Origin of the sequence: Hwangdonia sp. (assembly GCF_048381975.1) — a bacterium.
In the GTDB taxonomy this organism is placed as follows: Bacteria; Bacteroidota; Bacteroidia; order Flavobacteriales; family Flavobacteriaceae; genus Hwangdonia; species Hwangdonia seohaensis.
On the sequence record NZ_JBLWYT010000008.1, the window covers coordinates 1 to 23623 of the forward strand.

Annotated in this window: 22 protein-coding genes; 13 read left to right on the plus strand and 9 right to left on the minus strand. The window is 36.4% G+C overall.

The genetic code is table 11. The features are described 5' to 3' along the window. Nucleotides 1–206 precede the first annotated feature (206 nt). From ACN5J7_RS13700 to ACN5J7_RS13760, 13 genes are all read left to right on the plus strand, one after another. A complete protein-coding gene (locus ACN5J7_RS13700) occupies nt 207–644 on the plus strand; it encodes a hypothetical protein (RefSeq protein WP_418604339.1) in 438 nt (145 codons plus the stop codon). After that, on the plus strand, nt 631–885 hold the full coding sequence (locus tag ACN5J7_RS13705) for a hypothetical protein (RefSeq protein WP_418604340.1): 255 nt from the start codon (nt 631–633) through the stop codon (nt 883–885). The genes ACN5J7_RS13700 and ACN5J7_RS13705 overlap by 14 nt, the downstream gene beginning before the upstream one ends. Before the next feature lie 296 nt (nt 886–1181). Beyond that, nucleotides 1182–2270, plus strand: coding sequence for a M42 family metallopeptidase (locus ACN5J7_RS13710; RefSeq protein WP_311938793.1), 1089 nt, complete (start codon nt 1182–1184; stop codon nt 2268–2270). Nucleotides 2271–2358: 88 nt separating this feature from the next. Further along, nucleotides 2359–3510 (plus strand): aminotransferase class V-fold PLP-dependent enzyme, encoded by a 1152-nt coding sequence (locus tag ACN5J7_RS13715; RefSeq protein WP_418604341.1) that lies wholly within the window; start codon nt 2359–2361, stop codon nt 3508–3510. A gap of 9 nt (nt 3511–3519) precedes the next feature. Then, entirely contained in the window at nt 3520–4074 is a 555-nt protein-coding gene (locus ACN5J7_RS13720; protein WP_418604342.1) for an NUDIX hydrolase, read from the plus strand. 84 nt (nt 4075–4158) lie between these two features. Further along, complete coding sequence (locus ACN5J7_RS13725) at nt 4159–4644, plus strand: acetyl-CoA carboxylase biotin carboxyl carrier protein subunit (RefSeq protein WP_418604343.1); 486 nt, start codon at nt 4159–4161, stop codon at nt 4642–4644. A 203-nt stretch (nt 4645–4847) separates the two neighbouring features. Beyond that, nucleotides 4848–6287, plus strand: coding sequence for an acetyl-CoA carboxylase biotin carboxylase subunit (accC, locus tag ACN5J7_RS13730; protein ID WP_418604344.1), 1440 nt, complete (start codon nt 4848–4850; stop codon nt 6285–6287). Nucleotides 6288–6343: 56 nt separating this feature from the next. Further along, complete coding sequence (locus ACN5J7_RS13735; protein WP_418604345.1) at nt 6344–7894, plus strand: acyl-CoA carboxylase subunit beta; 1551 nt, start codon at nt 6344–6346, stop codon at nt 7892–7894. A 112-nt stretch (nt 7895–8006) separates the two neighbouring features. After that, a complete protein-coding gene (locus ACN5J7_RS13740; RefSeq protein ID WP_311938804.1) occupies nt 8007–8939 on the plus strand; it encodes a peptidylprolyl isomerase in 933 nt (310 codons plus the stop codon). Nucleotides 8940–9103: 164 nt separating this feature from the next. Then, nucleotides 9104–9526, plus strand: a complete 423-nt coding sequence (locus tag ACN5J7_RS13745; protein WP_311938806.1) for a hypothetical protein — start codon at nt 9104–9106, stop codon at nt 9524–9526. A gap of 21 nt (nt 9527–9547) precedes the next feature. Then, nucleotides 9548–10090 (plus strand): YfiT family bacillithiol transferase, encoded by a 543-nt coding sequence (locus ACN5J7_RS13750; protein ID WP_418604346.1) that lies wholly within the window; start codon nt 9548–9550, stop codon nt 10088–10090. 20 nt (nt 10091–10110) lie between these two features. Next, nucleotides 10111–11190: a toxin-antitoxin system YwqK family antitoxin gene (locus tag ACN5J7_RS13755; RefSeq protein WP_311938809.1), complete on the plus strand. Its 1080-nt coding sequence runs from the start codon at nt 10111–10113 to the stop codon at nt 11188–11190. 12 nt (nt 11191–11202) lie between these two features. After that, nucleotides 11203–11685 (plus strand): N-acetyltransferase family protein, encoded by a 483-nt coding sequence (locus ACN5J7_RS13760; RefSeq protein WP_311938811.1) that lies wholly within the window; start codon nt 11203–11205, stop codon nt 11683–11685. A gap of 47 nt (nt 11686–11732) precedes the next feature. Here ACN5J7_RS13760 and yidC read toward each other — a convergent pair whose 3' ends face one another. The 9 genes from yidC to recN form a co-directional block, all read right to left on the minus strand. Continuing rightward, nucleotides 11733–13631 carry a membrane protein insertase YidC gene (gene yidC / locus ACN5J7_RS13765; protein ID WP_418604347.1) on the minus strand — a complete coding sequence of 633 codons (1899 nt, stop codon included), beginning with the start codon at nt 13629–13631 and terminating at the stop codon, nt 11733–11735. 80 nt (nt 13632–13711) lie between these two features. Further along, on the minus strand, nt 13712–15352 hold the full coding sequence (locus ACN5J7_RS13770) for a CTP synthase (RefSeq protein ID WP_418604348.1): 1641 nt from the start codon (nt 15350–15352) through the stop codon (nt 13712–13714). A gap of 355 nt (nt 15353–15707) precedes the next feature. Further along, on the minus strand, nt 15708–16412 hold the full coding sequence (locus tag ACN5J7_RS13775) for a response regulator transcription factor (protein ID WP_311938817.1): 705 nt from the start codon (nt 16410–16412) through the stop codon (nt 15708–15710). A gap of 2 nt (nt 16413–16414) precedes the next feature. Next, nucleotides 16415–17986, minus strand: coding sequence for a sensor histidine kinase (locus tag ACN5J7_RS13780; RefSeq protein WP_418604441.1), 1572 nt, complete (start codon nt 17984–17986; stop codon nt 16415–16417). Nucleotides 17987–18063: 77 nt separating this feature from the next. Beyond that, nucleotides 18064–18651 (minus strand): dephospho-CoA kinase, encoded by a 588-nt coding sequence (gene coaE / locus ACN5J7_RS13785; RefSeq protein WP_418604349.1) that lies wholly within the window; start codon nt 18649–18651, stop codon nt 18064–18066. Further along, the gene (locus ACN5J7_RS13790) at nt 18648–19613 is read right to left on the minus strand and encodes a YbbR-like domain-containing protein (protein WP_418604350.1); all 966 of its coding nucleotides are present in this window, start codon (nt 19611–19613) and stop codon (nt 18648–18650) included. Before ACN5J7_RS13790 ends, coaE begins: the two co-directional genes overlap by 4 nt. Further along, the gene (locus ACN5J7_RS13795) at nt 19610–20617 is read right to left on the minus strand and encodes a glycosyltransferase (RefSeq protein WP_418604351.1); all 1008 of its coding nucleotides are present in this window, start codon (nt 20615–20617) and stop codon (nt 19610–19612) included. Before ACN5J7_RS13795 ends, ACN5J7_RS13790 begins: the two co-directional genes overlap by 4 nt. 311 nt (nt 20618–20928) lie before the next feature. Continuing rightward, complete coding sequence (locus tag ACN5J7_RS13800) at nt 20929–21744, minus strand: enoyl-ACP reductase FabI (protein ID WP_418604352.1); 816 nt, start codon at nt 21742–21744, stop codon at nt 20929–20931. A gap of 83 nt (nt 21745–21827) precedes the next feature. Next, nucleotides 21828–23480, minus strand: coding sequence for a DNA repair protein RecN (recN, locus tag ACN5J7_RS13805; protein WP_418604353.1), 1653 nt, complete (start codon nt 23478–23480; stop codon nt 21828–21830). Nucleotides 23481–23623: the final 143 nt, after the last annotated feature.

The following is a 23623-nucleotide window of genomic DNA, read 5'->3' on the forward strand; positions in this document are numbered from 1 at the left end:
CAGAAAATTAATATTTATCTTACATATTAAACATTTATTTACTAAATTGGCTTTGGTAAAATCAGAAGGTAATTGATTTTTTAATCCCTTACTTTTCATATATTTTACGTTAGGCACAATTAAAACGAACATTGATAAAGACAAGTTACAAATCGCATCCAATTAAAGGGTTTACTCACTCAATCGGAACTAAACAGGTTTCGGAAATGTTGAGCGGAATTGGAATTTATGACGATTTATCAATTTCATTTGACAAAGAAAAAGGTCATCGAATGGGAGTTTCTGTTCCTGGTTGGAATGGAAGAACTATGAAAGGACAATCAAGAGACCTTTTAAGGTTTTGGAGAGTGATTTCTGGAACTTACTCAAAACCTTTAGACAAATGGACTATAAATTTAAAAGCGGTTGAAATAGAAAACAATAAGCGGATTAAAAAATTCCTAATAGAAATCGGAATCCCACTCTTGCGGAATTGGTTTGAATCTGAAAAACCGGAGACTTGGTATAATGGACATCGGAATTTCCTAATTGGATTAAATGAAAATCTGACTGAATATTGTTCTTGGGAAACGCACAATGATAGAACAGTTAGTAAGAAAACTGAATTAATTAGCATCTTAAAAAAATTGAATGAAAGTTCTTGACCAACAAAACATTAATGCGTTGAGTAAAATTATATACCAGACCAATATTATGCCATCTGGTAAAAGCGATTCTTTTAAAAAATTAAGCAAAAAACTAATTCTTGACTTGCAGAATGGTTACGAATTGGAAAAAATAAAAAGAGTAATAACAAGCGAATTAATTACTACATATGGACTTTCGGTGAATGAAAATGATGTAGAGAAAATAACGGAATTAATTTACTCGTGGTATAATGAATAACTGTGCCTAACAAAGAACTGAGTTAAAAAACAAGCCGTTTTAAGCTATTTGTGAAACATAGTTTTCTTCAAAAGGCTAACCGTTCCAAAAAACAAAACAGCGCAATGGTTAAAACCGGAGTTAGCAAACACCTGCGTTAGGGATTGCAGAGGAAAGCCCACAGCGCCTTTTTTGGCGCGAGGACTTGCAACGTAAAGCCCGACCCTTGGGTAACGCCCAAAACTTTTCGTAATAAGAGCCTGCTTAAATCTATCATTTCCGTTTTATATTATTATTTTAGTTGAAAATTTTAAAACATGGCAAAAAAGCGCATTCTTAATAAAAAATCGATAGACTTTTTAGAAACATATTTAAACAACGCCGCCCCAACCGGCTACGAATGGACGGGGCAAAAATTGTGGATGGACTACCTAAAACCTTATGTGGATGAGTTTATTACCGATACTTACGGCACTGCGGTGGGTGTAATAAATCCGAAGGCAAAATACAAAGTGGTTATTGAAGGACATGCCGATGAAATTTCGTGGTACGTGAATTACATAAGCGACAACGGATTGATTTACGTGATTAGAAACGGCGGTAGCGACCACCAAATTGCGCCGAGTAAAATTGTAAATATCCACACCAAAAAGGGCATTGTTAAAGGTGTTTTTGGTTGGCCGGCCATCCATACGCGCAATAAAGCTAAAGAAGAAGCACCAAAACCAGATAATATTTTTATTGATTGCGGTTGCAAAACCAAGGAGGATGTTGAAAAGCTGGGTGTGCACGTGGGCTGCGTAATTACCTATCCGGACGAATTTCATATTTTAAATAAAGATAATTTTGTTTGTCGCGCTTTAGATAACCGCATGGGTGGTTTTATGATTGCCGAAGTGGCGCGATTGCTTAAAGAGAATAAAAAAGAACTGCCTTTTGGATTGTACATTACCAATTCCGTTCAAGAGGAAATTGGTTTGCGCGGTGCGGAAATGATTACCCACACCATTAAACCCAATGTGGCCATTGTTACCGATGTTACGCACGACACCACTACCCCGATGATTGAAAAGAAAAAAGAAGGTCATCTGGAATTGGGCAAAGGTCCCGTTATAGCTTATGCGCCAGCGGTACAGCAAAAACTGCGCGATTTAATTACCGAAACCGCCGAGGCCAAAAAGATACCTTTCCAACGTTCGGCACTCTCAAGAGCCACCGGCACCGACACCGATGCTTTTGCTTATAGCAATGGTGGCGTTGCTTCAGCATTAATATCGTTACCTCTGCGCTACATGCACACCACGGTAGAAATGGTGCATAGAGACGATGTGGAAAACGTGATAAAACTAATTTACGAAACGCTACTTAAAATAAAAGACGGGGAAACGTTTTCGTATTTTAAATAAGCAGAATAAGATTAAAATGTCCGGTTGAACGCAGTGGATTACTTTTGAAACATACGGACTGCGGCCAACCTAACATAAACTCTATGTCATGCAACATCAGAAACAATTATTTGATATTCCTGAGGATATAACGTATTTGAACATTGCGAGCCAATCGCCTGCTTTCAAATCGATTTATGAAGCTGGATTAGAAGGTTTAAAACAAAAAAATAGGCCTTATGACATTAGGGTTTCTGATTATTTTGAACCGGTTATCGAGCTTAAAAAACTATTTGCAGAATTGATTGATGCCGATGATTTTAATCGCATTGCTACCATGCCATCGGTATCTTACGGTATGGCAACCGTTGCGAATAACATAGTTTTAAAGGAACATGATGAGATTTTAATTATTGACGAGCAGTTTCCCAGCAATGTTTATTCCTGGCAAAAATTAGCCAAAAAATACCATGCTAAAATAAAAACGGTGAGCGCTCCAAATACGGAAACCAATCGTGTTAAGCTTTGGAACGAAGCCATTTTAAACGCTATAAACAGCAATACCGCTGTAATTGCTATGGGAAACATCCATTGGTCCAACGGCAGTTTGTTCGATTTAAAAACGATTAGCAATAAAGCAAAACAACACGCTGCGCTTTTAATTATTGATGGATCGCAATCGGTTGGTGCGTTACCTTTTTCGGTAAAAGACATTAAGCCAGACGCCCTTATTTGCGCTGGTTACAAATGGCTTTTTGGCCCTTACGGATGTGCCTATGGGTATTTTGGCGAATACTTTGATAATGGAAATCCGATTGAAGAAAATTGGTCGAACCGATTAGATAGCGAAAACTTTGCTGGACTTACTAATTATCAACGGGAATACAAACCGTTGGCCAATCGTTATTCGGTTGGTGAAAGCGGAAATTTTATCTACGTGAAAATGCAAATTGAAGCTTTAAATCAAGTTTTGGAATGGACGCCAAAAAGGATTCAAGATTATTGTAAAGATATTTCTGCCGAAGCGGTAAAAGAATTGAAAAACCTAGGTTGTATCATTGAAGACGACCATTACAGAACACACCACCTATTTGGAATTAAACTACCAAAAGAATTAAATCTTGATGCTTTAAAGAAAGACTTATTCAGTAAAAATATTTTTGTGTCGTTTCGTGGTAATTACATCAGGATTTCTTGCCATTTGTTTAATACGGCAGAGGATTTTAAACCGCTTGTTGCCTGTATAGCTTCACATTTATAAAGAAATAACATGGAGGAATTTATTGATATCGTTACAAAACAAGGCGAACCAACGGGTAAGTCTGTACTCAAATCAATCATCCACCAAAAAGGCCATTACCACAATACGGCCCATGTTTGGTTTTACACTCAAGAAAGACATATTTTATTAGCGCAACGTTCGGCAAAAAAAACCATTTGCCCGCTATTGTGGGACGTCTCTGTTGCCGGACATGTTGATGCCGGCGAAACCATAAAACAAGCTGCCATTCGGGAAACCAAAGAAGAAATTGGATTGCATATTTCTGAAAGCGATTTGAATAGAATTGGTGTTTTTGAATGCTTTCAATCTTATGAAAATGGCATTGTCGACAACGAATTTCATCACGCATTTATCTGCGAATTAAGCGTTTCAATTGACGAATTAACGCCTCAAAAAGACGAAGTTGAAGCCTTAAAACTCGTTTCTTTTGATGATTTCAACAACCTTATTGACAGCATAAACACAAATAACAATCACTTTGTGGCGTCAAATAAATCGTATTACGAAACTGTTTTTCAAAACATTTTACAGGCCCTTGCCTAACTTTCTTTCACTTAAATTCGGCTTCTAAAAAAATAAACCAGCTTATAATATTGCTTATATTTACAACTAATCAATTTGTAAACTATGAGTCAAACCTTCAAAACCAACGTCAATAATACCTTCGATTTTGAAATCAATCAAGAAGCTGTTACAAAACTTGATGCCATTCAAATTTCAGACTCTGAATTTCATGTTATTCATCATCATAAATCATATAAAGTCGATATTCAAGAATCAAATTTTAACAACAAAACATATCAAGTAAAAGTTAACAACAACAGGTATAACATAAATATTTTCAACGATTTAGATATTTTGATAAAAGAGATGGGTTTTGCAATAGGCTCAACAAAACACGTCAATTCCATTAAAGCGCCCATGCCCGGTTTAATTCTGGAAATACAGGTTAAAGAAAATCAAGAAGTTAAAGAAAACGACACCTTGCTTATTCTTGAAGCTATGAAAATGGAAAACATAATTACCTCGCCACGAGATGGGATAATTAAATCGATTACTGCAAGCCAAGGTGACGCTGTAGAGAAAAATCAGTTGTTAATTGAATTCGAATAAATGAAAAGCAGCCACGAACACACGAATGTTTAATGACACCACTTTACTATCAAAAAATGTAATTCAATATTCGTGAATTGATGGCTTTTACGCATAATGCACAAGTATCCAAAATAATTTCCTGCAAGGTTTTAAAAACCTTGTAGGTTTAAAGTATAAAACTATTTTCCTCCTTCGAGGAAATGAAATAAATATATTTTTTAATGAAAAAAATATTAATTGCAAACCGAGGCGAAATAGCCATTAGAGTGATGAAGACCGCTCAAAAAATGGGACTAAAAACAGTCGCTGTTTTTTCTAAGGCCGATAGAAATGCGCCCCATGTTAAATTTGCAGACGAAGCCGTTTGCATTGGCGATCCACCTTCAAATCAATCGTATTTACGAGGCGATAAAATTATAGAAGTTGCCAAACAGCTTAAGGTCGACGCCATTCATCCGGGATATGGTTTTTTAAGTGAAAATGCCGATTTTGCCGAATTGTGCGAAACAAACAACATCATCTTTATTGGTCCAAAATCAAAAGCCATTAAAATGATGGGCAGTAAACTGGCTGCCAAAGAAGCTGTAAAACAATACAACATCCCCATGGTTCCCGGAATTGATGAAGCCATTACCGATGTTGAAAAAGCAAAAGCCATCGCTGAAGAAATCGGTTTTCCAATATTGATAAAGGCCTCAGCTGGCGGGGGCGGAAAAGGTATGCGCGTGGTTGAAAAAGAAAGCGATTTAGAGTCGCAAATGAAGCGCGCTATTAGTGAAGCGACTTCGGCTTTTGGCGATGGTTCCGTTTTTATAGAAAAATATGTGAGTTCGCCGCGTCATATTGAAATTCAAATTGTAGCCGACAGCCATGGTAATATTTTACATTTTTTTGAACGTGAATGCAGTATCCAACGGCGTCATCAAAAGGTGGTTGAAGAAGCACCATCATCTGTTTTAACCCCTGAATTAAGAGAAAAAATGGGTGAAGCCGCCATTAAAGTCGCTGAATCCTGCGATTATTTAGGCGCTGGAACTGTTGAGTTTTTATTGGATGAAAACCATAATTTCTATTTCTTGGAAATGAATACGCGTTTGCAAGTGGAACATCCGGTTACCGAAATAATTTGTGGTGTCGATTTGGTTGAACTTCAAATTCGCGTGGCTCGCGGTGAAGCACTTCAAATCAATCAAAAAGATTTAAAAATAAAAGGGCATGCTTTGGAATTACGGGTTTATGCCGAAGATCCTTTAAGCGATTTTTTACCGAGTGTGGGCACTTTAGAAACTTACAAACTGCCCGAAGGTAAAAACATTCGTGTCGATAATGGTTTTGAAGAAGGTATGGAAATACCTATTTATTACGACCCGATGCTTGCCAAATTAATTACTTACGGAAAAACGCGGGAAGCCGCTATCCAACTTATGATTGAAGCCATAGAAAATTATCATGTTGAAGGCGTGCAAACCACATTGGCGTTTGGTAAATATGTGTGTGAGCACGAAGCGTTTCGTTCCGGGGATTTCGATACGCATTTTGTAAAAAACCATTACGCGCCTGCGGCATTACAAAAAGCAACTGAAAATGAAGCTAAAATCGCTGCATTGATTGCTTTAAAGCAGTATTTAAAAGACCAAAAACAATTACGATTGCCAAATTAGTCACAGTTTTCAGACGCAGCTTTCAGAGTTATACGCTCAACACCAAAAGATAAAATATGGATTCAAAGAAAAACAAAATAGATAAGTTAAACGAGAAACTTCATTTAGCACATTTAGGTGGCGGACAAAAACGTATTGATAAACAACACGCCAAGAAAAAACTAACGGCGAGAGAACGTGTAAACTATTTAATGGACGAAGGTTCCTTTGAGGAAATTGGTGCTTTGGTAACGCACAGAACCACCGATTTTGGTATGGAAAACCAAATCTATTACGGCGATGGCGTTATAACGGGCTATGGCACTGTTAATGGCCGATTGGTATATATTTACGCCCAAGATTTCACCGTTTTTGGTGGGGCACTTTCCGAAACACATGCCGAAAAAATCTGTAAAATCATGGATTTGGCCGTTAAAGTTGGTGCACCCATTATCGGGCTTAACGATTCTGGTGGGGCGCGTATTCAGGAAGGTGTGCGCTCGTTGGGTGGATATGCCGATATTTTTTACAGAAATGTACAAGCCTCAGGCGTTATTCCCCAAATTTCGGCCATTATGGGACCCTGTGCCGGTGGCGCGGTGTATTCTCCGGCAATGACCGATTTTACAATGATGGTAGAAAACACAAGCTATATGTTTGTTACAGGCCCCAATGTTGTAAAAACCGTGACCAATGAAGAAGTTACAAGCGAAGAATTAGGCGGTGCTTACACCCATGCTTCAAAATCTGGTGTGGCCCATAAAATCTCGGCTAACGATATTGAATGTTTAGAAGATATAAAAAATCTATTGGGTTATTTGCCTCAAAACAATACCGAAACTCCAAATAGAATGGCGTTTGAACTCCATGATGAAATACGAGATGTATTATCGGATATTGTTCCAGACAACCCTAATAAACCGTACGATATGCATGCCGTAATCGCTGGGATTATCGATACGGATTCCTTTTACGAAATTCACAAAGATTACGCCGAAAACATCATTGTGGGTTTCGCACGCTTAGGCGGAAAAAGTATTGGTATCGTTGCCAATCAGCCGCAGTTTTTAGCAGGCGTTTTAGATGTAAATAGCTCTAAAAAGGCAGCACGCTTTACCCGTTTTTGCGACTGTTTTAATATTCCGTTGCTCGTTTTGGTTGATGTTCCCGGATTTTTACCAGGCACCGACCAAGAGTGGAATGGTATTATTGTAAACGGCGCCAAACTATTGTATGCTTTAAGTGAAGCTACCGTACCACGAGTAACGGTAATTACAAGAAAAGCCTATGGCGGTGCTTACGATGTTATGAATTCCAAACATATTGGAGCGGATTTAAATTATGCATGGCCGGGAGCCGAAATTGCGGTAATGGGCGCAAAAGGCGCGAGTGAAATTATCTTTAAAAAAGAAATAGCCAATGCCGACGATCCGGTTGAAAAGCTTGCTAAAAAAGAAGCCGAATATGCTGAAAAATTTGCAAACCCTTATCGTGCCGCAGAACGGGGTTTTATAGACGAGGTAATTCTGCCAAAAAACACGAGGCGAAAATTAATTAAGGCCTTTAGTATGTTGGAAGATAAAAAAGTTGAAATACCCAAGCGGAAACACGGCAATATTCCACTTTAAATAGCCATTGTCAAGGGTTGCTTTAAACTTCTATTAACATTAAAAAATCGGAATTCATAAAACGAAATTCGTAAATCATTGCTACCTTTGCACTTTCTTAAAAATTAGAACCATGCAAGACGGAATATACGCGAAATTCAACACAACAAAAGGAGAAATTCTTGTTGCTTTAGAGTACAAAAAAACACCAGGAACTGTAGGTAACTTTGTTGCTTTGGCAGAAGGAAACTTGGAAAACTCGGTAAAACCACAAGGTACGCCATATTATGATGGCTTAAAATTCCATAGGGTTATTCCAGATTTTATGATTCAAGGTGGTTGCCCACAAGGATCGGGATCAGGAAATCCAGGATATAAATTTGATGATGAATTTCACCCAGATTTAAAACATGATGGCCCAGGCGTGTTATCTATGGCAAATGCTGGCCCCGGCACAAACGGTAGTCAGTTTTTTATTACACATATTGAAACTCCTTGGTTAGATAACAATCATACCGTTTTTGGTAAAGTTGAAGAAGGCCAAGATGTAGTTGATGCCATTGCACAAGGCGATCTTATCGATAGTTTAGAGATTATTAGAGTTGGTGCTGATGCCGAAGCTTTTAATGCTGTTGAGGCCTTTAGAACCTTTGAGGGTTCAAGGGAAAAACGATTGGCAGAAGTCAAAGCTTTAGCGGATGCTGAATTAGATAAATTAGCAGCTGGTTTTAATAAAACAGATAGCGGTTTGCGCTACCAAATCATTCAAGAAGGAAAAGGTGCCAAAGCCGAAAAAGGTAAAACCGTATCGGTACATTACAAAGGGCAATTGGCAGATGGTACCGTGTTTGATTCTTCATACAAACGCAACCAGCCACTTGAGTTTCCTGTTGGAGTCGGTCAAGTTATTGCGGGTTGGGACGAAGGTATTTGTTTGTTAAATGTAGGCGATAAAGCGCGTTTGGTAATCCCTAGCGATTTAGGATACGGAAGCAGAGGCGCAGGCGGAGTAATTCCACCAGATGCCACATTAATTTTTGATGTCGAGCTGATGGATGTAAAATAATAGTGCGTCCCCTATCGGGCGACTCAAAATTTACTTCAATAAATAAGTTTCAAAAAAAAACATCCGCTATGGATGTTTTTTTTGTTTTGGTACATTACGGCTAATTATCTATTTGTTTATCGATTAAATTTCTTGCAAAACTCGTGTAAATATATATTTAGGTAATGGTTAGTTTAAAAGAAACCTATTTATATTCAGAAGTCATAAAAGAGTTCACATACTCTTTTGGCAACATATATATATTTAATGGGTTTGTGGTTTCTGAAATTAACCAAGGACAAATCATTAATTGGGATAATCAAGCTAAATTAATTGTTGATGACGTATCCGCTTTTTTAGGTACAAACGGAGCAGATGTTATTTATATTTCCAATCGTATTAACTCTTATTCCGTTGTAGCTTTAGATTGGTTAAAGTTTTTTAAGCACAGTTACACTTTAAAAGCATATTGCATCGTTTCTCCAAACAAAACGGTGACATTAAACGGTATGATTGAAAGGTTGTTCTACACTAAAAATATCAAACATTTCAATACTATTTTTGAAGCCGTAAACTATGTAAAACAAGGTGTTATTGAAATTGCCTAACTATTACTTATATGTGTTTGTATGGGAGAACAAGAGCTACAAAACCTAAAATATCCTATTGGCCAGTTTGAGAGTCCGAAAACCATTTCAAAAGAACATATTGAAAATTGGATTGCCACTTTAGAACAGTTTCCCAACCGCTTGGAAAATTTGGTAAAAAACCTTTCTGATGAACAATTGGATACGGTATATAGACCGGATGGTTGGACGATGAGGCAGGTTATCCATCACCTCTCAGATAGTCATCACCATAGTTACACACGTTTTAAATGGACTTTAACCGAAGAAAACCCAGTTATAAAGCCGTATTACGAGGCGCGTTGGGCGGCCCTTAACGATGCTAAATCGGCACCTATTCAAATGTCACTAAATCATTTAAAAGCGATTCATTTTAAATTAGTGTATTTGCTTAAAACCCTATCTGACAACGATTTAAACAAATACTTTATTCATCCGGACACCAACGATAAAGTCATTTTGAAAAAAAACATAGGCATTTATGCATGGCATAGCAACCATCATTTTGCCCATATTGAAAATTTGTTGAGGCGAAAAGGTTGGTAATTAATTAAAAAACAATATTTATGAAGTTTAAAATCCTTTTAATAATTATAAGTGTTTACTACAATGTGCAAGCTCAAACCTCTTATAAAGAGTATTTTGATGATGGAGCCCTAAAAATGGAGGGCGCAAAAAAAGATGGTTTGTTATCCGGTGTGATTAAGTATTATTATCCATCCGGTAAGTTAAAATTTATTGACTATTGCTATAAAGGAAAAAGGACAGGAACTGGAAAAGAATATTACGAGAGTGGTCAATTGTCGGCTTTAGTAAATTATAAAAATGATGAATACCACGGCTTGTTTAAAACCTATCATGAAGACGGAAAATTAAAATCTAAAGTCAATTTTAACGAGGGCAAAAGAGTTGGCGAATTTATATCTTATCATAAAAACGGAAATCTAAAAAGTCAAGTAAATTATAATGAAAACGGTAAAGCTAATGGCAATTACGTAGCCTATTATAATAATAATCAACTTTTTGCAAAGTGCAATTATGTAAACGGTAACATTGAAGGCGAATTAATTAGCTATTATTCAAACGGGCAATTGGCGAGTACCACAACCTATAAAAACGGCATAAAGAATGGTGTATTAAATGAGTACTATCAAAGTGGACAGGTTAAATTAAATTCAGTTTATAAAGATGATAAACTGGAAGACAACTATTTGTATTACCATGAAAATGGCAAGTTAAAGGTAAAAGCAAAAATGTCTTATGGAATTCTTTTAACCCGATCTAGTTATCATGCAGATGGCGCTTTAGAATCTGAAATAACAAAAGATGAAACTTCAGGAGATTTTAATTGTAAATATTACTACCCAAACGGAGACGTTTCAAGTGAAGGACAAACCTCAACTTTTTCTTATCTCAAAAAAATTGGCGAATGGGTTTATTATCATACCAATAACAAATTATACAAAACCGAACTATATGGTGATTATGGGGGGCTTCAAGACGTTATAAACTGTTTTGACGGAAAAGGTAATTCGTTAGATAAAGGAAGTTTTGTTAACGGCAATGGTAACCTTAATGAATATGACATAAACGGAACACTTATAAAAACAAATTTGTATAAAGACGGAGCCATTGTTAAACAATAAATTTCACTCTTTTTGATTAGACCATTTCACATAAAAGATACCCAAACACTGTTAGACATTTACAACTATTATGTACTAAATTCTATTGTCACGTTTGATATTGAACCATTATCCATTGAGGCTTTTACCGAAAAAACAAACGCTATTAATCAAACATACCCTTTTTTGGTTTTTGAAGAAAACAACGTTATTTTAGGTTATGCCTACGGAAGTAAATGGCGACCAAAACCGGCTTATAACCATACGGTTGAATCTACGGTGTACGTTAAACACGGCGCACACGGAAAAAAAATTGGCACAAAACTTTATACCGAATTACTTCGTCTTTTAAAACAGGAAAACTACCATGTGGTTTTGGGCGGCCTAACGCTGCCAAACGAGGCCAGTGTACAACTGCACGAAAAATTCGGTTTTAAACAAGTTGCACACTTTAAAGAGGTAGGTTTAAAATTTAATCAATGGCTCGATGTGGGCTTTTGGCAGCTCAACTTTTAAATACATCTTTACCTCGACCTGAGGTTAATTTTTATAATTAAACCAGATTATTTACGTTTTTGCTGCGCTTGTTTTTGCTTTTCGGCCTGCTCCATCATTTCAGCCATTTTTTTCTGAAAACGACCTTGTTTTTTAGGCTTCTTTTTGTTCTCCTGAATTTGGGCGTGAATTTTATCTTCATCAAGAATATAATTCTTAATTACCAATATAATTCCGATACTAATCAAGTTAGAAATAAAATAATACAAACTTAACCCGGATGCGTAATTGTTAAAGAAAAAGAGCATCATTATTGGTGAAAAGTACATCATATACTTCATCATTTTAGCCATATCAGGCATCCCCTCTTGCGTGGGTTGCGATGCCATTTGTTGCCCTGTGGTTAAGCGCATATAAAAGAATATAGCTACAGATGCCAAAATGGGGAATAAACTAACATGATCGCCATAAAACGGAATGTGAAACGGCAACTCTGCAATGGTATCGTAAGATGATAGGTCTTCAACCCAAAGGAAACTTTTTTGACGTAAGTCGAATGCCGAAGGGAAAAACTGGAACAACGCATAAAACACCGGTAATTGTATTAATGCCGGCATACAACCCGCCATAGGGCTTGCCCCTGCTTTGGTTTGCAGTGCCAAGGTTTCTTGTTGCGCCTTTACTTTATTGTTTTTATGCTTTTCGCGAATGGCGTCCAATTCCGGTTTTAGAATTTTCAGTTTGGCCTGCGATAAAAACTGCTTGTACTGCACAAACGACAATAGTAATTTGATTAAAATCGTCATAACAATAATAGCAATTCCGTAAGGTAAAAATCCACCTAAAAACGCGAATAAGGGAATAAATAGGTAACGGTTAATCCACCCAAAAATACCCCAACCCAATGGTACAATTTCATCTAAATTTCTACCATAGCTATTTAATATTTTATAATCGCTCGGGCCAAAATACCAATCCATGCTTTTATTTAATTCGCCACCAGTAAGTTCTAAAGGTAATGAGACGGCAAAAGCCTTGGTGTAAACGGTGTCAATCTCTTCGTCTTGAACCAAGTTTTGAGATGTGAACTTGCCAGTTTTAAACGGTGAATCGGCTAACAATATCGAAGTAAAGAAGTGCTGTTTAAAGGCTACATAAGTAACATCTTCAGCGGTATCCTCAGTATTTTCCTGTTGCCCCAAATAATCGTCTTTTCCACCTTCGTATTCAAAAACAACTTCAGTATACCTGTTTTCATAGGAAATACTTTTTGCATGACGATAGGTTTTTAAATTCCAATCTAAATTCACGGCTTGCGAACTGTTGAAAACATCGCTCAATCCTTGGGAACGAACGGTGAAATCCATCATATAATCACCTTCTTTAATCTCGTAACGGTATTCTAAAAATTTAGATTCAGACGCTTTAAGTTTCATTGAAACCACAGTAACATCGCCGTTTTTGGTAACCGTTGGCTCAAAATATAAATCTTTGGTGTTTAGGATTCTGCTGTCGGTTGTTCCGAAATTTATATTGAAAGCCGCATTATTGTCTTTTATTAAATAAATGGGAATCGAATCGAAATTGACAAAATTCTTTAATTTAACTTCTGAAAGATACCCGCCTTTATTACTGAATTTTAGCGCCAACAAATCGCTTTCAACAACAGTTTCGCCATCTGATACTTGGGCTGCTGAATATGCAAAAGCACCCAATTTGTTTTGTAGATTGATTAATTTTAAAGAATCTGAAACCGTTGGTGCGGCATAATCTTCAGCTGTTGTAACCTTGGTTTGTTCAGATGTTTCTTTAGCTTTGTTTTCGGCTTCAACTTGCTCTTGCTTTGCTTTTTCCTGTGCTTCTAATTCTTCTGGTGTTGGTTGGTTTTGCCAAAGCCAAAACATCAATATCCCAAAAATAAGTACAAAACCTATAATCGAATTAATGTCTAATTTTTTTTCTTCCATGTAATCAAATTTTAGACCTGAGAGGTTTTAGAAACCTGTCAGGTCTTTATAAATTTATTTAATCAATAAACTATCCAATTTTAACTTTGTGCCATACTGACACCTTTTTTTCTTTTATGGTTGTTTAGCGCTGCCTTAACAAAAGCCACGAATAATGGGTGCGGATTTGCCACCGTACTTTTATATTCGGGGTGATATTGCACGCCCACAAACCAAGGATGCTCTGGTATTTCAACAATCTCTACCAAGCCTGTTTCCGGGTTTAACCCCGTGGCAACCATACCCGCTTCTTCAATTTGTGCTTTGTAACTGCCATTAAATTCGTAACGATGCCTATGGCGTTCGTTAATGGTTTCGGCTTTGTAAATATCCCTAACCTTACTGCCTATTTTTAAATCGCATGCCCAAGCCCCTAAACGCATGGTACCACCTTTATCCGTAATGTTTTTCTGTTCTTCCATTAAATCGATAACTGGGTTTTTGGTATCGGGGTTCATTTCGGTAGAATCGGCATCTGCAATATTTAAAACATTACGTGCAAATTCAATAACCGCCATTTGCATGCCCAAACAAATACCAAAAAACGGCACATTATTCTCGCGTACATATTTAACGGCATCAATTTTACCTTCAATACCACGTTCGCCAAAACCCGGTGCTACCAAAACACCATCTAAATGCGATAGTTTTAATTTGGCATTATCGCTATTTATGTATTCTGAATGAACCGATTCAATATTCACTTTTACTTCATTTTCCGCGCCAGCGTGAATAAAAGCTTCTAAAATAGATTTATACGAATCTTGTAACTCGACATATTTACCGATTAAACCAATGGTTATTTCGGACTTTGGATTTTTATGGCGTGCTAAAAACTGGTTCCATTTTGAAATATCTGGCGTGGTGCTTTTTAAAGCCAATTTTTTAAGCACTACTTTATCCAAACCTTGCTCAAGCATTAAATTTGGCACATCGTAAATGGTTGATGCATCAATAGATTGAATCACGGCTTCTTCGCGCACGTTACAGAACAACGCCAATTTTCGACGTAAATCCTCGGGTAAATCGTGCTCTGTTCTACACACTAAAACATCGGCTTGTATCCCGCTTTCCATCAATGTTTTTACACTGTGTTGGGTCGGTTTGGTTTTTAATTCGCCAGCAGCCGATAGGTATGGCACTAATGTTAAATGAATAACAATACCGTTGTTATCGCCTAAATCCCAGCGTAATTGACGCACCGCCTCAATGTATGGTAAAGATTCGATATCACCGACCGTTCCGCCAATTTCTGTAATTACAATATCGTAATCGCCGGAGTTCCCTAAAAGTTGTACGCGGTGTTTTATCTCGTCTGTAATATGAGGAACAACTTGTACCGTTTTTCCTAAAAATTCGCCTCTTCGCTCTTTTTGAATCACACTTTGGTAAATTCTGCCCGTTGTCACATTATTGGCTTGACTTGTTGGTACGTTTAAAAAACGCTCGTAGTGTCCCAAATCCAAATCTGTTTCCGCACCGTCTTCGGTTACGTAGCATTCTCCGTGCTCGTAGGGATTTAAAGTTCCAGGATCGACATTAATGTATGGGTCTAGTTTTTGAATGGCTACCCTATATCCTTGTGCTTGTAATAGTTTAGCCAAAGATGCAGCAATTATGCCTTTTCCAAGAGATGATGTAACACCACCGGTAACGAATATGTATTTTGTTGTAGTTGTCATGTTGCGCTTATAAACGCAGGCAAATTTACAAAATTAAAATAGTTATTGGCGAATTGTTTTTTAGTTATTTAAAGGGTAGTTGTTAACAATATGTTTCAAGTTCTTTTAAGATAAATCTTCATGCCTTAATTGGGAAAAAATTGCATTTTCATTTTAACAGATAGCCATACTTCAACTTACTTCTGCTCCACTCAGCGCAAGTGCCTCAGTGAAAGTTACCTTTGTTCGCGCTATGGTCAAAAAAAAGATATAGAGAAAAGTCAGCCTCCCCGATAGCTTTCGGAATCGGCAAAACGCCCAAAACAAAAAAATCCAGCATAAAGCTGGATTTTTAATATCTTAAAATTTAGAATTGTTAACTGTTCACGACCAATCTAAAACCTTCTCCGTGAATGTTAAGGATTTCTACTTTATCGTCTAGCTTTAAATACTTACGCAGTTTTGCAATATAAACATCCATACTACGCGAGGTAAAATAATTATCGTCGCGCCAAATTTTGGTAAGTGCTAATTCCCGTGGCATCAAATCGTTTTCGTGTAAGGCCAATAAACGCAATAACTCATTTTCTTTTGGTGACAATTTAATGGGATCGCCGCCATTATAGCGTAAAAAGCGCAATTTGGAATTCAGATCGAAACCTCCAATTTTAAACTCAAATTGCTTGCTATCCGAAATGGTTTCGGTGGCTTTGCGCTGCATGATTGCTTTAATTTTCATTAAAAGCACTTCGCTGTCAAAAGGTTTGTTTAAATAATCGTCTGCCCCAACTTTATAGCCTTTTAATACGTCTTCTTTCATGGCCTTTGCGGTTAGGAAAACTATAGGAACATCGGTGTTTTTTTCTCGAATTTCCTTGGCTAATGTAAAGCCATCTTTATAAGGCATCATAACGTCGAGAATGCACAAATCGAAATCGTCTTTTTTGAACTTCTCGAAGCCTTCCATACCGTTTTTGGCATGGACCACGTCGTAATCATTCATCATTAAATAATCCTTAAGAACGGTACCGAAATTTGGATCGTCCTCTACTAATAAAATTCTCTTTTTTTGCTCTTCCATGTTTATGTTATTATAGGTAGCTTTATTATAAATGTGCTTCCTTTTCCTTTTTCACTTTCAACCGTTACATAACCTTGATGGTCGTCTACGATACGTTTTACATAAGCCAAACCTAGTCCGTGACCTTTAACGTTATGTATATTTCCGGTGTGCTCTCTATAAAACTTTTCGAACACACGTTTTAAGGCAGCTTTACCCATGCCGCTACCATAGTCTTTTATTTTCAGTAAAATATTGGTTCCAATATTTTCTGTATAAACTTCAATTTTCAATTTTCCCGGAGAATACTTAATGGCATTATCCAGTATGTTTACTATAACATTGGTAAAGTGCATTTCGCTTGCCAAAACCGATGATTTTTCGGCATCAAAATGCGTGGTAATCGTTCCGTTTCTATCCTCAATTAAAAGTTGCACATGCGTTATGGCATCTTCTATTAAGTCGTGCAACTCCACTCTATCCTTACTAATATTAAGTTCGTTTTTTTCTAGTTTAGATATCCTTAAAACGTTTTCAACTTGCGCATGCATACGTTTATTTTCTTCTTTTATCATATTAAGATAACGAATAACTTTCTCTTTATCGTCAATAATCTTAGGATTCTTTATAGAATCCAATGCCAAATTAATAGTTGCTATTGGCGTTTTAAACTCATGCGTCATATTGTTTATAAAATCCGTTTTAATTTCGGATATTTTACGCTGCTTAACCAATTGGTACAAGGCGCTTGAATAGGCCAAAATAATGATGGACGTGAAAATTATCGATAAAAATATCATGCCCATAATTGATGATAAAATAAACTTTCTATCATCTGGGAAATTTACTAAAAGCTTATAGCTGCTTCGGTTATTTTCATCATAAAAAATAGGCACACTAAATGTTGATGCATCGACCCCTTCAAAATTATCACTATGCACCTTTGTAGCTAAACCGTTACTATAAATGGCAAACTCGCAATCAATATCTAAATTATTTACTCTTAGCCTGTCTGACAACAATTTATCAATGTCATCATTAGAAATCCTTTTATGAACAGGTATTGTTTTTCTGTAAGCTTTAAAATTTTTATCAAAATAGTTCTTCTCAGCCTCTTTTAAATGACCGCTATTTATGATATTTAAAATTGGGCTTGGGGAAATATCCTTTTCAGAAAAATCCGTATCGTTATAAACTTCAATTCTTGAACTACCAATAATATTTTTAATGTTAATACTATCTAAACCAATGTCAAAGAGCGATGAAGACAGTTTATAGTTCTCTTCTAAAACTCCACTTCTGTAAATAAGTGTTTCTTTGGTGTTGTTGTTTTGTTGGTAGATAAATAATTGAGAAACCGCTGCCGAATCGCTTCTTTTCTCTTTATCTAATTTTTGATATTTCTCAAAATAAGTATCAAGCTCATTCTTTTCAATCTTATTAGAAACGGCGTATAATGCGTTTGTAACACTGGATTCGAAACGTTTTTTCTCGTTATTTACTGAGTCTTTTATATAATAAGCTTGTACGAATATGATACCAATAAGTGACATACTCATTAAAAGTACCAACAGGATGAATATCTTTTTGCTCATCATTCAAAATTAACATTTTAACATTTAATGCTCTTATCATTTAACCTTACATTAACAAAAATGTTAAAATTTAATGATTATTTACGTTTTTTTAGAATTTGTTCGTGGATTTTAAGCACCTGTTTTTCAGTGTCTTCGAGCGCAATATTATTGATAACAAAATCGGAGTTTTTTACTTTATCTTCGTCGCTCCATTGATTTTTCATAATGGCTTCAATTTTACGCTTTGTCGTTTGATCGCGCTTTAGCAAACGCTCAAATCTTAATTCTAAAGGAGCGGTGACCGTGATAACCAAATCACAATGTTTGTGGCCACCATTTTCAAACAGAATAGCGACTTCTTTTATAACATAGGGCGCATTTTGTTTTAATGCCCATTTTGTAAAATGTTTAGCGACTCTGGGGTGAACAATAGCATTCATTTTTTCCAGATAACTATTGTCGTTAAAAATAATATCGGCTATAAAAGGCTTGTTTAATGCATTGTTAACATAGGCTTTATCACCAAAAAGCTGAATTAGTTTACGTTTAATAACCTTAGATTTAAGCATTAACTTTTTAGCCTCTTCATCAGCGATATAAACCGGTACGCCTAAAGCCATAAACGCTTTGGCTACCGTTGTTTTGCCACTGCCTATGCCACCTGTGAGTCCTACTATCGTCATTCTATTATTATAAATTCAATGTGTTGTTGGTTAATTTTTGCGCGTTTTACCGTTTCTGGGAATTTTGTTAATTCGGGCAACAAAAAAGATTGGTTACCTGTGGTTTTGCTAAAATCGCACTCTACCCTAAAGTCTTTTGCACTAATGGTTTTAAAATTATTTAAACTGGTATAATAGGTAACGTTTACCGTTTTAGGAAAGTAATTAATGGTTTTATTGTTAGGAATATTTTTTATGTTTATGGGCAATTTTAGTGTGCCTTCGGTAAACTTTTCAACAGTTGCCGTTAAACTTACCGTTTTATCGGAAAATGTTAAATCTTTGCTGTTTTTGGGTAATTGTAATTGAATGACTTTATTTACATCCGATTTCACATCGTTCAATTTAATAGGCTCGGTTTCAACGCTGTGCACTTGGGACACCAAAACATTTGGGCCAATAACCTTTATGGAATCGGGTGTGATTTTAAAAGGTTTGGAAACATCAAACCCCTGGCTGAAATTTATGTCGTCATTTAAAATTACAGGTACTTTTTTTACCAAATTCACATCAAACCGAAACCGCAATGTGTCTGGAGAAATATTTAGCAATTCAACTTGTTTTCCAAACTGTGTACTGGCCAGTAAATAGGCCTTGGATTTGCTCCAAACAAAAGTGGAATCTATTTTATCGACATCCTTAACAAAATCAATCGCAATTTTGGGCTTATTAAAATAGTAAGTGAGCCATTTAAACCCGTGGGTTTTAAGCGTTATATTTAGCTTTGCGCTGGAATCGTTTAGAATAATGTTTTCTTGTGGCACATTAATTTTATCAATATTAAAAACAACTGTATTTGTATATTCCTTTGATAATTTTGTAAGGATAAGGATGATAAATGCAAAAAATAGAAACAAAAAAAACACATTGATTTTTCTGGTTTTAATTGATGTTTTAATATCTGATTTTATTTTTTTTATCATTTTGATTTAAAGAATAATTCCGGAAAATGCGTTTCGGGTTCTTTTTTTAAAATACCGATAGCCATTGTGGATTTTAAAAAACCGTAACCATATCCAAAAAACTGAACCCCAATTGCCATTAAAGATAATACCGAAACACCAATACTTTTAGTGGTTAACAAAGCGGTTAAAAACGCCAATGCAAAATACAACATATAGCCAATTATTGCCCATTTTACACCAAGAAAAAGCATGATTAATGCAGCTAAAAACCCCACGCAAAACAAGGTTGGAAACCAATAGGTTATTTTTTTTGTTGAAGGATGCCATACATTTAAAATAGGGCGAACCAACCCAAATTTATACACTTGTTTATAAAACTTGAGCCAAGAAATCCGGCGTTTATGATACACAAAAGCCTCTGGAATTAGTTTGGTTTTAAAACCCAATTGCCATAAACGAATAGACAGATCGGGGTCTTCTCCCGGGTGAATACGCCCAAAACCTTTTGAGGCTAAAAAGGCTTCTTTTGAAATGCCCATATTAAAGCTGCGCGGTTGAAAGGTATCGACACTTTTTTTATGCCCCCGAATGCCTCCGGTTGTAATAAACGAAGTCATTGAAAAATTAATGGCTTTTTGTAAATCTGTAAACGATTTGTGCGCCGCATCGGGTCCGCCAAAACAATCTACATAATTGGTTTTTAGGCTTTTTTCAACTTCGTTTAAATAATTACTGGGCAGAATACAATCGGAATCCAGAATAATAAAGTAGTTGCCTTTGGCTTTTTGCATGCCGAAATTTCGCGAATCTCCCGGACCGGAATTTTCCTTAAAGAAATAAGAAATATCCAGTTTGTCTTTATAACTATCAACTATCGCTTTCGATGAGATATTTGAGCCATCTTCTACAATGACTATTTCGTATTTAGTCATGGTATCCAACCCAACAAAACTTTGTAAAAGTTCGTCTGTTTCGTCGGGGCGGTTATAAACCGGAATGATAAATGAAAACTTTAATGGCATAGTACAAATGTAATTAATCCTGTTACAATAATTGGCAAACTTACTGTTGCTTTTGGGCTATTATTGTTTTTAGCGGATAAGCGCGGGAGCGATAGTAGTGGTTAGCTTTTGTAAAACTTCCATTTAAGGTTTTACAAAACTAGTAACGGATAGCGCGGTTTTTAAATAGTTCTAAACTACCTAACAGCACACCGGCTGTTCTCCATTTAATTTCAAATTTAAAAACCCGCCATAAAAATAAATGATAGTTCAATAAAAAGGCCTGTCAGTTTTTAGAAACCTGACAAGTCTAAACCTTATTTAATACGATTTTATTCTTTTGTAAAAGCTTCCATAACGGCATCGCTGACGCCCATGTTGCTGAAACCGCCGTCGTTATAAAGGTTTTGCAGGGTAACGCGTTTGGTTAAATCGCTGAATAAGGATACGGTGTAGTTGGCACAATCCAGCGCTGTGGCGTTACCGAGTGGCGACATTTTATCGGCGTATGCTATAAAGCCATCGAATCCTTTTACGCCACTGCCCGCCGTGGTTGGTGTTGGCGATTGCGAAATGGTATTGACCCGCACTTTTTTATCGCGCCCAAAAAAGTAGCCAAAACTGCGTGCCACACTTTCTAAATAGGCTTTGTTGTCTGCCATATCGTTATAGTCTGGAAACACGCGTTGTGCCGCCATATAGGTTAATGCCACGATACTGCCCCACTCGTTCATGGCATCGGCTTTGTACAGCGTTTGCATAACTTTGTGGAAAGACATGGCCGAAACATCGGTGCCTTTTTGGGTCCAAGCATAGTTTTGATCGGTGTAGTGCTTGCCTTTTCTAACGTTTATGGACATGCCAATGGAATGCAAAACAAAATCGATTTTGCCACCAAGAATTTCCATGGATTGTTCTACCAATTTCTGTAAATCTTCTTCGGAAGTGGCATCGGCAGGAATAATTTGAGAACCCGTTTTTTCGGCGAGTTCGTTAATTTGCCCCATGCGCATCGCAACCGGTGCATTGGTTAATACAAATTGTCCGCCTTCTTCATGAACGCGCTCTGCGGTTTTCCAAGCAATAGAATTGGCGTCCAAAGCGCCGAAAATAATTCCTTTTTTTCCTTTTAGTAAATTATATGCCATGTGTTGTTTTTTTAGTGTTTTAGTTGTTTTATGACTTAGTTGTGATTATCAGTTTATCCAAAGATAAAAAAACTTTTATCTTTTTAATTTAGTAATTCTTTGGCGTGTGCAATAGCCGATGACGACATTTCCACGCCACCCAACATTTGTGCAATTTCAACAATGCGCTCGTCGTGGTTTAGTTTTACCAAATTGGTTTGAGTTACATTGTCAACATCTTCTTTAAACACTTTATAATGCGAATGCCCTTTGGCCGCAATTTGAGGTAAATGTGTAATTGAAAACACTTGCATAGTTTTGCTCATTTGCAACATAATATCGCCCATTTTATTTGAAATTTCACCAGAAACTCCGGTATCGATTTCATCGAACATTATGGTTGGCAATTGAATATAATTGGACAACACCGATTTAATGGCGAGCATAATTCTTGATAATTCACCGCCAGATGCTGCTTTTTTGAGCGTATTGAAACTACCGCCTTTATTTGCCGAAAACAAAAATGACAGTTCGTCCTGTCCGTTTGCAAAAAATTGTTCGCTGGACAAAACCTCAATTTTAAACTGGGCATTGGGCATACCCAAACTCGCCAAAATCGCTTCCAATTGTTGTTTTAATTGTGGAATAACCTCGGAGCGTTTATTGCTTATTTTTTTCGAAATGGTTTTTAGTTGATTGGTTTTAGCTTGTATTTCCGATTGTTTTTTAGCAATGGTTGCATCTAAGTTTTCGGTAACGGCTACTTTGTCTTCTAATTCGTTTTTAATTTTTATTAATTTCAAAACATCGCTCGCCACATGCTTTTGCATTAAATTATGCAGGGTTTTTAATTTAGAATCGACCTCTTCCAACCTATTTGGATCGGCTTCCAAACCATCTTGCAACACATCAATTTCGCTAAAAACATCGTCTAAATCTATTAAACTGCTATTCACCCTATTGAATAAATCTTCGTATTTTGAAGAGAATCCCGCAATGTTTTTAAGGTTGTTTTTTATGGTGGTAAGCGTGGTTAAAACCCCTATTTGCTCGTCGCTTAACAACTGGTAAGACGCTGAGAGCTTTTCCTTTATGCCTTCAATATTATTTAAGGTTTCGTATTCTTCTTCAAGGGTTTGCTGTTCGCCTTCAATTAAATTGGCCTCTATCAACTCGTTTAACAAAAAGGTGTTGTAATCGTGTTCTTTTATGGCTTCCGCTTGAAAAGTGAGTAACGCTTGCAATTCTTTTTGAAGTTTTTTATAGGCTTTTAATTCTGAAGTATAGCTTTGCAATAATTCATCATTGTTAGCCAAAGCATCGATAATTTGAAACTGAAAATCGTTACTTGTTAATTGCTGGGTTTGATGCTGAGAATGTATATCGATTAATCGCTCGCCCAAAAGCTGTAAACTATTTAAATTTACGGGAGAATCGTTAACAAATGCCCTGGATTTTCCGGAAGGTAAAATTTCGCGCCGGATGATGGTTTGGGCTTCGTAATCAAAATCCTCTGCTTCAAAAAGTGATTTTAAATTATAGTTGGATACCTCAAAAACGGCTTCGATAATACATTTTTTTGATGCATCTTTTAAAGTGCTTAAGTCTGCGCGTTTACCCAGAATTAAAGATAATCCGCCCAGTAAAATGGATTTACCGGCACCGGTTTCGCCAGTAATAATAGATAATCCGTTATTAAAATTGACTTGAAGGCTATCAATTAAAGCGTAGTTTTTTATAGAAAGTGAGGTTAGCATGTTTCGTTGGCAGTATTCGGTTTTCAGTTGGCAGTATTCAACTTTTCAACTTTAATCAAAATTAATAAAATTTTAGATTCCCTTTGTATTCATTGTATGATATTTTATATATCTGAATTCATGAATCATTCGATTTCAAGGGA